The sequence below is a fragment of the Salinicoccus siamensis genome, from assembly GCF_055391965.1.
Window position 1 is genome coordinate 592395 of record NZ_AP043765.1, and the last position, 15130, is coordinate 607524.

The following is a 15130-nucleotide window of genomic DNA, read 5'->3' on the forward strand; positions in this document are numbered from 1 at the left end:
TGGATCCGTAAGGATCTGGACGAGACGCCTGCTTTCCAGGAAGCGAAGAAGACACAATCCGTACAGAAGCTACCTTTGATCGAAACATTCAAGCGTCATCCGAAAGAAGTACTGATCACTTCATGTGCAAAGTTCGTTGAAACGGGGCCTTTCTATATATTCACTACATTCATCGTCGGATATGGGACCAGTCAACTTGATGTATCGTTTGAATTTATGATGATATCAATCGTCATCGCGGTATTCCTGACGACGCTCATGATACCGGTGATGGGAAAGCTATCCGATAAGGTGGGGCGCCGCAAGATGTTTTTGATCGGTTCATTTACCATGTTGGTCTATGCGTTCCCGTATTTCCTGATCGTCAACACGCCCGAACCGATACTTGTCATCATCGCAACTCTGATCGGTCTCACCGTAATCTGGCCACCGATCACCGCGGTGCTTGGCACGATGTTCTCTGAAGCATTCAGCCGGGAGGTGCGCTATACCGGTGTGACAATCGGGTATCAGATCGGCGCGGCACTGGCAGGGGGCTCTGCACCATTGATTGTCCAGTTCCTGATGAACCAGTTCAACGGCTCGAGTGTGCCCGTATCACTCTACATTATATTTACGGCAGTCGTATCGATGACGGCAGTATGGGCGATAAAAGGCGTCCAGGCGCAGGATCTCGAATACGCACAGGGCCAGGCTCAACAGATAGGGGTAGGGCGTAATGCCCCGACCCATGTTTCCAAGCGGGATTTGCCCCACTTCCTTTTTATCTTTATGGATATGGATGGCATCTTCCACAATGCCCGCTTCTGTCAATCGTTCAGCCAGACCGAACTGCCGGTAGAATTCGAGCGTCCGTGCATGGACGGCGATCGCTCTTGAAGTCGAGCCCGGGGCTTTATCTTGTTCGATGATGCGGAAAGGGACGTTATGCTTCTCGAGACCGACGGCGAGCGCAAGCCCCGTCGGCCCCGCACCGACGATCAATACTGGTGTTGTCATATATCTCACCTCCATTGGATGAGGGGTGTTAAACCACTATACCCATTCTGTCTTGCAATCGACCTAAAAAGTTATATAAAAACAGCACCCCGGGGCTAACCCCCAGAGGTGCTGCGTCTATTTTATACGAACGAACTGCCAAGGACACTGTTGACATCATTCACCACGACAAACGCATTTTCATCATATTTCTTGATGAGCCGTTTGAGGCGGGTCAGTTTGTTTTTGTTGATGACGACGTAGAGGATGTCGTTCTCCTCGCGGGCATAGAATCCTTTGCCGCTCATCATCGTCACGCCGCGGCCGATTTCACTGTTGATCAGCCTGCCGAGCATTTCGGGATGCTTGGAGATGATGGTGATGGCCTTTTTAGGATTCATCCCTTCTATGATGAAGTCCATCACCTTCACCGCGATATACATGGCCACGATGGTCAACAGTACTTTTTCGACCGACAGGACCGTCAAGCTGAGCAGGATGACCACGAGGTCAAATGCGAGGACGGCATTTGCGATCTTTACATCCAGATATTTGTGGGCGATCCGGCCCAGTATCGCAGACCCCGCCGTCGTCGCGCCGATCCGTATGACGAGGCCGTTCCCCATCCCGATGAACAGGCCGCCGAAGATGACGTTCAGCATCACTTCATCCGTCTGAAGTGTGATCGGCTCAGTCAGCCCGAGGAAGAACGACATCAGGATGACGGCGAATATCGTGTAGTACATCGCCCGTCTTGAAAGGTATCTGAAGCCCACCAGAAGCAGGATGCCATTCAGTACCAAAGTCGAAATGGCCGGCGAAATGTCAAATGCATACAGGAGTATGATGGCCAGGCCCGTGACGCCACCTTCCCCAAGGTTGCCCGAAATCATGAAGGCATTGACGCCTACAGAAAAAAGGAACGAACCGATGATCACAGCAGCGATGTTCAACAACGTCTGCACCGTGAAGACCGGTGACATGAATAACCGCATCTTCTCGAAATTCATTTTCCCCAATTTTTTAAGACCTATCATATTAACCCTCCTTTTGTATGCCACTTGAATAGCACCGATTCATAATACTAGATAATGATGGCATATTACAACTCTTTTGCTATTAGTCCTAATAAACAGAAATCTATCTACTTGAACCCACGGCTGGCAAGGGGTTTGGGGGATTATTAAGGTAAGCGTTTTCCCGAAAAAACGGGGATTTTTAATGCTGTGCAAGGAGAATGGAAGTGCGATGAAATTATATGCAGAGGTGAGGTGGAACGATAAAAATGTTGCATAATGGAGAAGGGATATAAGAGAAAATTAAAGGATATAATGTGATAGTGTATAAGTAAAAGACTGATTTCTATAAAAATTTCATGAATGGTAAAATAAAGATGAGAAGGTAATACTTATTTGTACATGAGGTGATCGATATGAACAGTAGAATTATTCAACTGGCCATCCCTACGGATGATGATGCCTTGGAATACCTAAAGACGACACGCGATGATGGTGATGTTAAAGTAACCGCAATCACGGCAAAAACCCTTTACCCCGATAAGATAAAAAGCAATAAAAATTTCGTATGTCCAACCGCTGGATGCACCGCCCCGCTCACTTGCCGTTCAATCAAAGAGATACATGTCAATCAGCCAACGTTTGTGGATCAATCAAGGGTGATCAATCTACATACAATAGACTGTAAGCACCATCCCGACAATAGGGGCAAAGAAGAAGCAAAATCCAGGGAAAGCGAAAGCTATGCCAGCCATTTTTCAAGTGGGCGGACGATTTCCAGTCTGTCACGGTTAAATGGATTCGCACCACCGACCACTTACAGCACCAAAAACAATGTCAGTGGCACGAGTCGGGTAAAGAGTGGGAATAGTTTGCAGGCAGATGGGGAGGGAGAAAAATCTAAAAAGAAGAAAGGGGTCATGCACCGACTAAGTACATTACAGCAACATGCAGAACTTTATGTTGATGACCCGGACTTTCGCATCATCAACCAAAGTGTTGGTGATGCCATCCCAATCCGTGAAATGTTTACAGGCATCGAGGACAATGTCCTCCACGCCGACCAGCATCTCAAGGAGACACTGACGATTTATACTGGTAGAGCCTATTTGGCGGAGACACGCAATGAGTTGGTGATCGCTGTAAGATTTAAAAATAAAGTCAGAGTTGAAGGTAGGGGATATCGGCCTTCTATGATCATTTCGAGAGAATATTTCAAGGAAGAGTACGATGATATATACGAGGCATTCATAAATGGTGAACAATATGAATTCGATGTATTCACAACCTTGCCATTTTTACTGAATGATGAATACCTTAACTTCTCCTCCTATATAGTATCAAAGCAAATCAACCCATTCGGCGATGAATTGTATAGTAATTTCTATATCAGATAATTGATTTTCATAGCAATTAATTTTTCCTAAAATTAAGCTAAAAGCCCCCATAAAGTTGAATTTTTGAGTTCAACCTTATGGGGGCTCTCAATATAAAATGGAAGGAAACTCTTAAAATATGAAGCATGATAAAGCACTCATCAATTATTATCCTCGAATATCTCATTAGTGATGACGACTCCAGAATCGACCAGTAACGATGCAAACTCCTTGTTTGACACCACTCTGATAATCACATTGCTGTCATCCTATTTCTTAATTTCATTTCTTCTTCCTTCATACTCTCTTCGAAATTCTTAAAATCAAGCGCTTGGCTTGGGATTCGAATGCCTGATTTAATTATATTTATTCTAGGTTCTCTTATTGAAACTTTCTCTACGCCGCTTAATAAGAACAATGTTTTATCTTGATTATTATTTAATGTTTCCTGGAAAGGATAGATGAAATACCCTTCAGTTGCTTCAAAGCGATGCATGTAAGCGACTAGCTGTAAGTAGTCTCGGCCATGAATGTTTCTATTAGGCTTGTACTTAGCATTTGCGACTCTCGGTTGCATCTCATCCCTACTTATAAAATCGGGGTAAATCAGTCCATTGCCGGCATTGAAGAGATAATGGCGTCCAAGGCCTTTCGTATTTTGCGGGTGCAGAAATTGATCTCCGATTATTGTATTTACATACTCCTCAAACAACCAAGCCCCGTCAAATAGGATGCCATAGACTTCATTATTTGAGTGCTTCCTGAAATGAGAGGATTGTATTCTCAGTATCGCAATGCACAATCTCTGTAAAGCTTGATATTCAAAGAAATATCCGTGCCGTATTGGTTTCCTGATGTTCTGATGGATAATCTTCGACATATGCTCGAAATCAAATTGCAGTGAATTTTCTTCAATGACGCGTATATTTTCTTTTGTAGTGTCATTCATGTAGAGGACTTTTCTCAAGTCACGTCTTCTTTTAATGAATTCTATCGTATATCTGATCAAATGGATCATATGGTTTTCATGACTGAATTCCCGTGTATTATAGGCCACTTTCCCTAAAAAAGGGGTGTTCTTTTTTAAGTGTCTTTTGAAATCAATGGTACCTTTGATGTTAGTGTCATTATGATGATGCACTTTATATTCGGTTCTCCCCAGTGAAGTGTGTTGATTTCTTCCTCTAACGTAGGATCTCTTTTTATTTCTAAGCTGGGGGACGACACTCCATACGGATCCGGAGATCGAAATGATACATATTCGGGCATCCGTAACTGCGTCGTTTCAGCGTTTTGATCAGGTTATTGGTACCTTCCAGTCGTGCGTTTGTCAGTCCGTAGGTGAAGTGGTTCAGAATCTCCTGTTTCCACTTCAAGACGGTTTTGACTATAGACTTTGTGGCGTTCGCTCCTTCAAAAAGGTAGTGGCTGCACCAGTCTTCAAGGGCTTTTTGCGCTTTCTTGTAGCTTTTGGCACAATATATGTCCCGGAACTTCTGAAGCGCAACCCACTGCTTTTTCAACTCAGGATTTTCTCCGAGCCAAGTGCGTAACGTCTCTTTTTCTTCTAACTTCAGGTGTTTGGGACGGGCCATCAAAAGCCTGCGCTGATGCCTGATGTTCTTGTGGCTGGTCCCGTTGTTTCCTTCCAGCTTCCTCGCACGATCCAGAGCCTGCGTGAACAACTGGATGACGTGGAACTTGTCGACAACGATGGCTGTCTCCGGCCATATCTCGTGGACGGTCTGCGCCATGCCGGGAGCCAGGTCCGTAACGATGACTTCAGGTGCCTGGAACGGATACCGGCGCAGCCCTTCCTGGATACGCTCCCGGCTCTTTCCCGGGTGCGTCTGCCACACGTGGCCCGTGTGTGCATCCTGAAGAGCGACACTGTAGGTGTGGCCCCGTTTATGGGCGAATTCATCCATGCAGAGCGCTGGCGGTGCTTCGTAATCAGCCGGCCGTGCCAATGTTTCTTCGGCATAGGTGTAAAACCAGGAAGCCACGGTCGATGGTGGCACGGCCATCTCTCTGGCTACCGCCTCGAAGGACTGACCGATGCATTTTCTCGCAATCATCTGTTTGAAATGCGTCGTCACGTTCCCACGCACGGGAACCTCCGGCCATTCGACCGTCCAGGTGATGCCACAGTCTTCACAACGCTGGCGGTGGACCGGGACACGAATATAGATGGTTTCCCGGGTAGAAACCCAGGCGTGACGCAGGAAGCGATTCTTGTTTCTGGCATGATTGATACTTTCCTGGAAGCATAACGGACAGAGATGGTTCTGTGGCTTCAGCTCGACGCCGAGAACCCAGCCATCTTTCACACGTTCTCCTTCATTATTCAATATAAAGGTTGGTAGGTGCAGGATATCTGTAGTAAACTGTTTATACAAGCAGAACTTCCTCTCTATCAATGTTTTGGGTTGGTACTTTAAACATTAGAGGAAGATTCTGCTTTTTTCAATGTCAAGCACACATGATTAGGGAGAGCCAATAAAAAGAGGTGAGAATTAAAAATGGATAAAAAAGACGAGTATTTATCTCTGCTGTCTAAACCCTATAATGAAGCAGTAGAATTTCTGCTTAATAAATATGGGGCAGCAGAAGATGATTACTATAGAGAAAAATCGTACGAGCGATTTTTAAATGGAGAAATAAAAAGTATTGCGAAAGGGAAATTCGCGAGATCTCTTGAAGGGTTAGAGTGTCATCACATTTTCGAAAACAAGTTTTTAAATATGACAGATGGGGCATTTATAAAAAGGCAAAATATCCCATACAAATATCATAAAAAAGAGTATTTAGTATTCTGCGATATTGTTGAACATGCTATACTACATACTTTAATTGCTAAAGAAACATCATTAGAATTTGGATATCCAGGATATATAGTATTTTTAAGACCTAAAATAGAGGATTGGTATATTAAAAAGGATACCCCTCAAAAAAGTAAATGGCACATTGCTTGTTATCATAAGGCTTATATAACAACTGAAGAAGCACTTGATTTATTGGAAAAAATGGACAATATATTGTTAGCCGAAAAAACTAATTAAGCAAGCTATAAGAAGACAAAATAATTAAATCTTTTAAGATATCTAATTATATAAGTAGGGCCGAATTATAAAATATAAGATAATGAAATAAACTAGAATATCAAGATTCAGAGTGATACACTATTATCTTCGTTTGGGACCGTCAATAATTATGTGTAAATGAATGCATACCTTTTCTTATAGTGTGTGTTACTCGCTAAACATTTCAGTTAGTTCGGCCCGTGCTTGGTCAAAACCGATGTGACACCGTGTCGCAAACTGCTGGTTGTAAGTTTCGAATTGAGTGACGAGAAAACGATCAAGCGATGCTTCGTTCGGAAACTGCTCCTTGCGCTTACTGTACCGTTTGATTCGCTTATTGAATGACTCAATCAGGTTTGTGGAGTAAATGCTCCTCCTGATTGCTTCAGGGAAATCATAAAAGGTGAACAGATCCGGATTGGCTTTCAATGATTGCGTGACTTTGGCGTAGGACTTTTTCCACTTCTCTATAAACGCATCCAAAGCCTGTTCAGCGTCTGCTTTGTCCGTGGCGCGATACAAGGACTTCAGGTCCTCACAGATTTCCTTGCGGTCCGATACACGGACCCTGTGGGAAATGTTGCGCGCAACATGAATAAAACACGTCTGGTATCTGGCTTTTGGAAAGACCGAGTGAATACTGTCTTTGATGCCTGTTAGTCCATCCGATATGAAAAGCAGCACTTCTTCGACACCCCGCGCTTGGATGTCTTCGATCAATTCTTTCCACACATAGGCGGATTCCGTTGGAGCGACCGTATATGCCAGGACTTCCTTTGAGCCATCTTCACGGATGCCGACAGCGATATAGACAGCTTCTTTCGAAACCGTCTCTCTTTTGACGGGCAGGAACGTAGCATCCAGATACACACAGACATACCGATTGGACAGGGAACGCTGACGAAAGGCCTCGACTTCTTCTGCGACCGCTTTAGTCATGTTCGAAATCGTTTGGGGGGTATAGTGATGCCCATACATGCGCTCGATCAGATGCGAAATCTCAGACATTGTCACCCCTTTTTGAAACATATGGATGACAAAGGACTCCAACGTGTCATTGGACCGCTTATAGGGGGCGACGGTCTGTTGTTTGAAATCGCCATTCCGATCCCGGGGGATATCAATCTGTAGATCCCCATATTCGGTATGTAGGGTACGGGCGTACGCACCGTTTCTGGAATTTCCGGAATTGAAGCCGACGCGATCATATTTTTCATAGTCCAGAAATGCGGTCAGCTCGGTTTTAAGCAATGTATTCACCGCTGTTTCCAGGTGATTGCGGAAGATTTCGGATACGTCTTCCTTTTTCACTAGAGCTTGAATGATATCTGATGTAAAATGATCCATAAGGGGAGACCTCTTTTCTTGGGATTTGGTGTGGTAACTTGATTCTACAAGAAAAGGGCTCCCTTTTTCTATTTATTCATTTACACAAACTATTTTACGCTCTCCTTCGTTTCAACAATTAACATAAAAGGCTAATTTAGAGTATAATTCAACGAGAAACATAATCCTAAAAAGTGGAGATAGTACAAAAATATGATTTCATTCTTTTTAACCGCACTACGCTTATTGAAAGCCATTGGTAAAGCATTATCCCGTCCTGCATTCAAGTCGCTGTTATTCACGTTGTTTGTGATTCTCTTATCGGGGACGTTATTTTATACGAGTGTAGAAGGATGGGGTGTGCTGGATACCATCTATTTTGGTGTCGTCAGCCTCATTCCGAGCAGTGTCGAAACGGGCCTGACGCCTGTCACCAACGCGGGAAAGATATTCACCATGATGTATTTGGTCGTAGGGGTTGGCGTAATGGTCAGTATGCTTGGAATGATCGCTAAAGAGGTCATTGACTTTAAACCTGAGCAAAATAAAGGCAACGATAAATGATTGGATTTCTAAGTATACGAAAGCACCCCTAAAGTTGAGTTCTGGCATTCAACTTCACGGGTGCTTCTTAATATCATTAATTTTTTAGAAAGCGTAATTCTAAAGAAGTGGGGATACTAGCTGCGCGAATCCTTCTTTTATTTTAATCCAGTTGCTGCGGGCTTTATATTTTTCTTCAGTAAGCAAAGTGGCATCCTGAATATCAGCTTCGTATATCTCACGGTAATGCTTAGCCTGTTCTTTATCATATATGAAGGCATTGACTTCAAAATTCAAGGAGAAGCTTCTGACATCGACATTTGTGGTGCCGATGCTGAGGACTTCATCGTCCACCATAACGATTTTCTGGTGATTGAAGCCTTTTTCATAAGTGTGCACGATCGCGCCCATTTTGACCAGTGTGCCGGCATTGGAATATGTCGCCCAATAGACGAAGGGATGGTCTGGGAAGCTCGGAATCATAAGGTGGACCTTGACCCCACTTAAAATGGCAATTTTCAATGCTTCAAAGAAGGCTTGATCTGGGATGAAATAGGGTGTTTGGATATATATGGAGTCTTTAGCGCTGTGTATCATTTGCATATACCCATATTTAATCTGCTCCCATTCTTCATCGGGTCCACTGGTGACGATCTGGATTGGTTTCTCGCCGTGGGAGGGTACTTCAGGAAAATAGCGATCTTCATTTTCTATGCGATCGCCGCCAGGCTGGGAATTCCAATCCAGCAGGAAGCGAAGTTGTAGCGATCTCACCGCATTACCCTGTATCTTGAGGTGGGTGTCCCGCCAGAAGCCGAACTTCTTGTCCCGTCCCAAATATTCATCGCCCACATTAAATCCACCAACGTATCCGATGTTCCCATCAATCACGACAATCTTCCGGTGGTTACGATTGTTCACACGTGGGTTGATCAATGGAAATATGCTGGAGAAGAATGACTTGGCGTCCCCGCCTTCTTTTTTGAGCGTGCTGAAGCTTTTTAGGCTGAGACGCCGGGACCCCATGTCATCATACAGGATTTTAACCGTAACGCCTTCCTTCTGCTTTTCGAGCAGCGCATCATAGAGCGTCTGACCGATCCCGTCCAATTTTAGAATGTAGTACTGGAAATGGATGTGATCCGTTGCGTTGCGGATATCTTCAAGCAGGGAATCGAATTTATCCCGTCCGTTTGTAAATGTCTGGATGCTGTTGTTCGTCGTCAGGAAAGACTGGTCGTTATAGAGCAGCATGTGGATCATCTGGTGATATTTTTTTGTGGTTTCGTTCGGAAACTTAAATGATCCATCCTCCAGGGATTCCAGTTGATTTTCAACAAGATGGGACATGCCCAATTTCTCATCTTCTGGAATGGCGAATATGCTTTTCCTGTATATGGTGCGGCCAAACAGCATGTACAGGATGAACCCTATGATGGGCAGGAAGAATAGAATCAGCAACCATGCCCAAAGGCTTTGTGCATTGCGCCGTTCAAGAAAGACAAGGCTGATCGCCAGCAGAATGTTTAAAATGATGATGACTGTAGTGATGATGCTGAGAATATAAGTATCAAATATATAATCGAAGAAAAACCAGTCCATTTATCCACCTCGTAATCATTTTGATGTCACTGAAATCCTCTGCGCATTATACCATAATAAACTGTAGAAGAAACTGCATAGTGCATCGAAAGCGATGGCGTCACGTCTCAATCAACTGGAAGATAAGAAGCAGCTGGTTGATCTGCAGAAATAAAAAACAAATCTCCCCTAATCTACAAAAGTAGGTTGGGGGAGATTCATGTTTGATGATTTTTTTATATTGGAACAGATTCAGTTTTTTAAAGCATGGAACCGAGATCAGAAGCAGCGGTAGGATAGGCATACGTCATCTGTTTAAGGTCCTCTGTCTTCAGCTTGAACTGGATCGCTGTGGCGAAATGATTGATGAGTTCATCCGCTTCCCGGCTGAGCAGGTGGGCGCCGAGCACCTGATCGGAATCTTCATCGATGATGATTTTAACCATTGCGTACCTTTCATTGGTCCGCTTGTAGGTGTACCATTCCGAAGTATCAATTTTATTGACTCTGACGTTGTACCCTTGTTCTCTGGCCGCTTCTTCCGATAACCCCACTGCCGAGAGTTTGGGCAGTGAAAATACAACACTTGGCATCACGTCGTAGTTTGGTGTGCGCTGATTGCCGCCGAGTAGATTGGCAGTCACGACTTGTGCTTCCATGGAGGCGACCGGAGTCAAGGGCAGCCCTTTTGTCGCGGCTGCATCTCCCGCTGCATACACGCGGGGGTTGCTGACACTCTGTAGATATTCATTGACGGAGACGCCTTTTTTCTCCCAATCCACATTTCCCTTTTCAAGGTTCAAATCATCGATTTCAGGGACACGGCCTGCGCCATGGACGACGAGATCGCCGTCCAGTTTGAAGGATTCGTCCTCTTTAATGCCTTCGACCGTAAAGGCCGCCCCTGTCTTTTCAATGGATTTGACTTCTGTGTCCAGGTGGATCTGAATACCGTTTTCTTCAGAACTTTTCACCAGCAGGTCGACAAGCTCCGGATCAAAGTTCTTAAGTGGCTGCGCCCCACGTTGGATGATGTGCACTTCGGCGCCGGCACGGGCTGCGATGTGGGCAAATTCGAACGAGATATATCCGCCACCGACAAAAATTATTTTTTTAGGCAAGGCATCGAGTTCCAGAAACTCATCACTGTATGTCAGATGCTCAATCCCTTGGATTGGCAGCTCGACCGGCTTTGCACCGCTCGCAATCAGAATGTGCTTGCCTGTAAGCTGATCTTCTCCAACTTGAATCGTTTCTTCATCTGCAAATGATGCCCGTCCGTGGAACGTATGGATCCCTGCCTTATGCAGCTTTTTGACTGTTCCGTCGGGCACCGGTTCTGTAAATGTCCGCTTGAACGCCATCAGTTCGGACCAGTTGATGGTTGCACCGGGCACCACGCCTTTGCCGCCCATTCGTTCCATACCGTCAATCATCTCTGCCGCCCCTACCAGAACTTTTTTGGGGTCGCATCCTCTTAAAGGACAAGTGCCTCCGTAGGGCCGAGAATCTATCATGGCCACTTCCCATCCCGCTTCCCTGCATTTCATTGCTGTAGAGGATGCAGCGGGCCCTGTACCGACTACCACCAGATCAAAATTCGTTTTCATTATCAGACAGCTCCTATTCGTTTTAAATGATTTCCTACACATCTTCTCTAAAATCAGGGTGTTTAAACTTATATGCCTTCTATTTTCAAATCGGCATCATCGTATCCAATGGTCAAAGAGTGGACCGTCCTGGCCGAATACGGGGTCGTCATCGGGGAGTGGGACGTGTGCGATATTTTCGATTGTTTCAGGCCTTTCTTCCTGTTTACCGTAGCACATATCAAAATCGGCACCGCCCGGATAGGCACCGTAGTTGGCATAGTCATCACTTGCTTTGATTCTTTTATGGCCATAGCCGGCTGGCAGGATGATGACGTCGCCTTTCTCCGCTTCAATCGTTTCACCTTGCGCACCGCCCAACTGCAGTGTGGCATGTCCTCCTTTGACCGCAAGCACTTCATGGGTGTTGCTGTGGTAGTGGTGGAAAGGGTGGACGGACCCGAGCCACTCCCCGGACCAATCATTGGAGTTAAGTGTGGCGGGAATGTCGTCACCATCTTCAAATACGCTTTTATAGATCAACAGGGGAAAGTTGGGGTGGTTGGGTATCTTGCCATCGTCTTCTAACTTTATCGGAATGACTTCAATAGCTTCAGCACGTTTCATCTTCATCCCTCCATATACTGATTACTATCCTTTTACCGCTTCTGTCTGAAAATACCCCTTCCCTCTATTTATCAATCCATTTCACAGTATTCCATGCACCAGTCGCGCTAATTTATTATTGTCTTGCCAGGCGACTGACTCGTAGAAATCGCTGTTGATAAACGGGTAAGTTTTGCTTAAAAACCACATTTTGTTATATAATAAAGAGTATTGATAAAGTCTGTTTAATATTTGTAAAATTCTGATATTTTAGCGAAACGAATGAAATCATCTATAGAGACTCTACATAAGGGATAATGCTTCGTTGAAGTGGATGAAGTAACTGTCCATATATTGGCGTTAAGTTATCGCAACTCTTGATATTAAAGCGTTTCAACTTTATTTAGTGCCCGTCATCCCCCCTCGACGTTATTTGCGGGATAATCTTATATTCTACTCTATCTTAATTCGCTATGAATCATCTGTATAGAACCTTTATGATTCATTGGAGGTTAAGGGACAAGGTAGAGAATGAGGAAGTGAAAACATGTCAAACATAAAAGAGTTATTGAATAGACGCTATGGATATTTCATCCTATTCCTTTTTCTATTCTGGTTGAAAACATACATGGCTTACTGGATTGAATTCAGTCTGGGCGTATCCGGTATATTCGAACACATCATTTTGTTCATCAACCCGATTGCGACGGGCGTCATATTGTTGTCCATCGCACTATTTTTCAACAATCCTGTGTTAAGGAAATGGGCAATGTTCACAATACTACTGCTCATGTCCGTATTATTATATGCGAACATACTATATTACAGGGAATTCGCTGACTTTCTGACGTTTAACATCGTATCGGGCACCAACAATGTGACCGGCGCCTTATTCACTTCCACATTTGAAATGATGCGGGTCTGGGACGTGTTATATTGGGTCGATCTCATGTTGTTTGGCTATCTATTCTTCTATAAAAAGGAGGCACCGCTCGCCGAAGATAGGAAAGAACAGAAGAGGCGTACCAAAGCCTTCGTTACATTAGTGGGTGTCCTGCTTTTGGCAGGAAACCTGATATTGGCGGAGATCGATCGCCCTCAATTATTGACGCGCACTTTTGACAGGAACTATATCGTCAAATATTTAGGTTTGAATTTCTTTACCGGTTATGATGTGTTCCAAGCATCGCAAAAAAACCAAATGCGAGTGAGTGCCGACGAGTCAGATTTAGCGAAGGTGTTTAACTTTTCGGCCGAAAACCATGCAGCGCCAAATCCAGAATACTTTGGGGCGGCAGAGGGCCGCAATGTCATTATGATTGGATTGGAAAGTGTGCAGCAGTTTTTAATTGATTACAAGCTGGAAGATGAATATGGCAACACTCAAGAAGTCATGCCATTCCTTTCCAGCATCTATGACAATGAGGCCTCATATAGTTTTGAGAACTTTTTCCATCAGACCGGCCAGGGCAAGTCATCGGATGCTGAAGTTTTAGGGGAGTTGTCATTGTATGGTCTCCCTCAAGGCAGTATGTTTCAATCGTTGGGAGCGACAAATACATTCCATTCAGCACCAAATATTTTGGCGCAGCATGGGGGCTATACTTCAGCTGCTTTTCACGGAAATGTCGGCTCTTTTTGGAACAGGACGGATACTTATCAAAGTTTCGGCTATGATTTCTTCTTTGATTCCGAGTTTTATGATGTGTCTGGAGACAGATCAATGGAATATGGCTTGAAGGATAAATTGTTTTTCCATGACTCGGTGGAGTATCTTGAACAGCTGCCTCAACCATTCTACTCCAAGTTCCTCACTGTCTCCCATCACTTCCCTTACCCTTTGGATGAGGAAAATGTGACGTTTCCAGCGGCCCGAACAGAGGATGACACAATCAACAACTATTTCGTCACCGCACATTATGCGGACCAGGCGTTGGAGGAATTTTTCAATTACCTGAAGTCAAGTGGCTTATATGAGGATTCGATCATCGTCATGTATGGTGACCATTATGGTATTTCCAACATGAGAAACCCGACATTGGCACCGTTGGTGGGGGAAGAGTCGGGAGAGTGGAATGAATACAATGATACGCAAATGCAAAGAGTGCCGTTCATCATGCATGTCCCCGGCGTTGAAAATGGTGAAGTGTTCGACACATACAGTGGTCAGGTGGACATGCTTCCAACCTTAATGCATCTACTCGGCGTGGAAACAGATGGCTATCTATTTATGGGACAGGATATTCTATCAGAAGAACACGATAATACCGTCCCACTCAGAGATGGACGTGTGGTGACGCCGGAATATACTTTCTTGGGAGAGGAAATCTATGATACAGAGACAGGGGAGGAACTGCAGGATCAGTTTACCGAAGAGGAATTGGAAGCACTTTATCGCTATAGAGATAATGCGAGAGAAGAGCTGAATCATTCCGACGAAGTTTTGATGAAAGATCTACTGCGTTTCTATAACCCTGAATCTCTGGATGGATTGAAAGAAATCGATTATTTATACCGTGATCAATTGGATATTCTCAAGGATCACCCAGAGAAAGACGAAAGCCTGATTGAACAAAATGGTGGAGCATCGAGCGTGCATCTGTATGAAACAGATGCACCGGAGCTCGAAGGATCAGAAAGTGGTGCACCATATGAAGGTTATAATCCACCAAGTCCGCCGGAGTGAAGCAGGTCAAAACTGAAATAAGAATATTGAAGCTTAAAAGACAATATATTAGTCTTTAAAAGCCTCTTCAGAAAAGTATGGACTGGACACATTCAAGTAGACAGTTAAAAAAGAATCGGTTATGGTTGGCACAGCTCATCGGAGCTGTGCCATTTTTAATGTGATGCGTTCGGTGTTGAAGAATGTGATGAATCGGTCGATATCGCGCTTCAAGGCATCGAACGTCTGATACCTTTTGAAACATTGAAAGAAGTCAAAATTAAAAAAATCAAAAAAGAAGACTTGGTTACATGATTCAAACGTCTTTAGGGAAAGAGAGGAATAATTACAGTTATTTCTATTATTT

At 44.3% G+C, this 15130-nt stretch carries 12 protein-coding genes and 1 pseudogene; 5 read left to right on the forward strand and 8 right to left on the reverse strand.

The window, feature by feature from the left end; all coding sequences use genetic code 11:
- Nucleotides 1-219: 219 nt before the first annotated feature.
- Entirely contained in the window at nt 220-879 is a 660-nt protein-coding gene (locus tag ACZ5LF_RS02995) for an MFS transporter (RefSeq protein WP_380569745.1), read from the forward strand.
- Here the strand turns inward: ACZ5LF_RS02995 and ACZ5LF_RS03000 are convergent.
- Nucleotides 820-1014: pseudogene (locus ACZ5LF_RS03000) on the reverse strand (FAD-dependent oxidoreductase); the annotation flags it as partial. The gene ACZ5LF_RS02995 and the pseudogene ACZ5LF_RS03000 overlap by 60 nt on opposite strands.
- Before the next feature lie 107 nt (nt 1015-1121).
- Nucleotides 1122-1973: a YitT family protein gene (locus tag ACZ5LF_RS03005; protein WP_380569746.1), complete on the reverse strand. Its 852-nt coding sequence runs from the start codon at nt 1971-1973 to the stop codon at nt 1122-1124.
- Nucleotides 1974-2410: 437 nt separating this feature from the next.
- Here ACZ5LF_RS03005 and ACZ5LF_RS03010 point away from each other — a divergent pair, with 437 nt between their 5' ends.
- Nucleotides 2411-3391: a hypothetical protein gene (locus ACZ5LF_RS03010; protein WP_380569741.1), complete on the forward strand. Its 981-nt coding sequence runs from the start codon at nt 2411-2413 to the stop codon at nt 3389-3391.
- Nucleotides 3392-3623: 232 nt separating this feature from the next.
- Here the strand turns inward: ACZ5LF_RS03010 and ACZ5LF_RS03015 are convergent, their stop codons facing one another.
- Entirely contained in the window at nt 3624-4511 is an 888-nt protein-coding gene (locus tag ACZ5LF_RS03015) for a 5-methylcytosine restriction system specificity protein McrC (RefSeq protein ID WP_380709980.1), read from the reverse strand.
- Between the two features lie 67 nt (nt 4512-4578).
- Nucleotides 4579-5769: an ISL3 family transposase gene (locus tag ACZ5LF_RS03020; protein WP_380709982.1), complete on the reverse strand. Its 1191-nt coding sequence runs from the start codon at nt 5767-5769 to the stop codon at nt 4579-4581.
- Nucleotides 5770-5892: 123 nt separating this feature from the next.
- On the opposite strand from ACZ5LF_RS03020, the gene ACZ5LF_RS03025 reads away from it, so the two are divergent.
- Nucleotides 5893-6432, forward strand: coding sequence for a hypothetical protein (locus tag ACZ5LF_RS03025; RefSeq protein ID WP_380570446.1), 540 nt, complete (start codon nt 5893-5895; stop codon nt 6430-6432).
- 189 nt (nt 6433-6621) lie between these two features.
- Here ACZ5LF_RS03025 and ACZ5LF_RS03030 read toward each other — a convergent pair whose 3' ends face one another.
- Nucleotides 6622-7800: an IS256 family transposase gene (locus ACZ5LF_RS03030; RefSeq protein ID WP_380709609.1), complete on the reverse strand. Its 1179-nt coding sequence runs from the start codon at nt 7798-7800 to the stop codon at nt 6622-6624.
- Between the two features lie 339 nt (nt 7801-8139).
- Here ACZ5LF_RS03030 and ACZ5LF_RS03035 point away from each other — a divergent pair, with 339 nt between their 5' ends.
- A complete protein-coding gene (locus ACZ5LF_RS03035) occupies nt 8140-8343 on the forward strand; it encodes a hypothetical protein (protein ID WP_464759663.1) in 204 nt (67 codons plus the stop codon).
- Nucleotides 8344-8442: 99 nt separating this feature from the next.
- Here the strand turns inward: ACZ5LF_RS03035 and cls are convergent, their stop codons facing one another.
- From cls to ACZ5LF_RS03050, 3 genes are all read right to left on the reverse strand, one after another.
- On the reverse strand, nt 8443-9924 hold the full coding sequence (cls, locus tag ACZ5LF_RS03040) for a cardiolipin synthase (protein ID WP_380569758.1): 1482 nt from the start codon (nt 9922-9924) through the stop codon (nt 8443-8445).
- Nucleotides 9925-10163: 239 nt separating this feature from the next.
- Nucleotides 10164-11513 carry a dihydrolipoyl dehydrogenase family protein gene (locus ACZ5LF_RS03045; protein WP_380569759.1) on the reverse strand — a complete coding sequence of 450 codons (1350 nt, stop codon included), beginning with the start codon at nt 11511-11513 and terminating at the stop codon, nt 10164-10166.
- Nucleotides 11514-11609: 96 nt separating this feature from the next.
- Complete coding sequence (locus ACZ5LF_RS03050) at nt 11610-12119, reverse strand: cupin domain-containing protein (protein ID WP_380569760.1); 510 nt, start codon at nt 12117-12119, stop codon at nt 11610-11612.
- A gap of 526 nt (nt 12120-12645) precedes the next feature.
- On the opposite strand from ACZ5LF_RS03050, the gene ACZ5LF_RS03055 reads away from it, so the two are divergent.
- Entirely contained in the window at nt 12646-14784 is a 2139-nt protein-coding gene (locus tag ACZ5LF_RS03055) for an LTA synthase family protein (RefSeq protein WP_380569761.1), read from the forward strand.
- Nucleotides 14785-15130 lie beyond the last annotated feature (346 nt).

Excerpts from the sequence above, each read along its gene's own strand:
- ACZ5LF_RS02995 (WP_380569745.1), top strand. The coding sequence starts at position 220 with ATGATATCAATCGTCATCGCGGTATTCCTGACGACGCTCATGATACCG.
- ACZ5LF_RS03005 (WP_380569746.1), bottom strand. The coding sequence starts at position 1,973 with ATGCGGTTATTCATGTCACCGGTCTTCACGGTGCAGACGTTGTTGAAC.
- ACZ5LF_RS03010 (WP_380569741.1), top strand. The coding sequence starts at position 2,411 with ATGAACAGTAGAATTATTCAACTGGCCATCCCTACGGATGATGATGCC.
- ACZ5LF_RS03025 (WP_380570446.1), top strand. The coding sequence starts at position 5,893 with ATGGATAAAAAAGACGAGTATTTATCTCTGCTGTCTAAACCCTATAAT.
- ACZ5LF_RS03030 (WP_380709609.1), bottom strand. The coding sequence starts at position 7,800 with ATGGATCATTTTACATCAGATATCATTCAAGCTCTAGTGAAAAAGGAA.
- cls (WP_380569758.1), bottom strand. The coding sequence starts at position 9,924 with ATGGACTGGTTTTTCTTCGATTATATATTTGATACTTATATTCTCAGC.
- ACZ5LF_RS03045 (WP_380569759.1), bottom strand. The coding sequence starts at position 11,513 with ATGAAAACGAATTTTGATCTGGTGGTAGTCGGTACAGGGCCCGCTGCA.
- ACZ5LF_RS03050 (WP_380569760.1), bottom strand. The coding sequence starts at position 12,119 with ATGAAACGTGCTGAAGCTATTGAAGTCATTCCGATAAAGTTAGAAGAC.
- ACZ5LF_RS03055 (WP_380569761.1), top strand. The coding sequence starts at position 12,646 with ATGTCAAACATAAAAGAGTTATTGAATAGACGCTATGGATATTTCATC.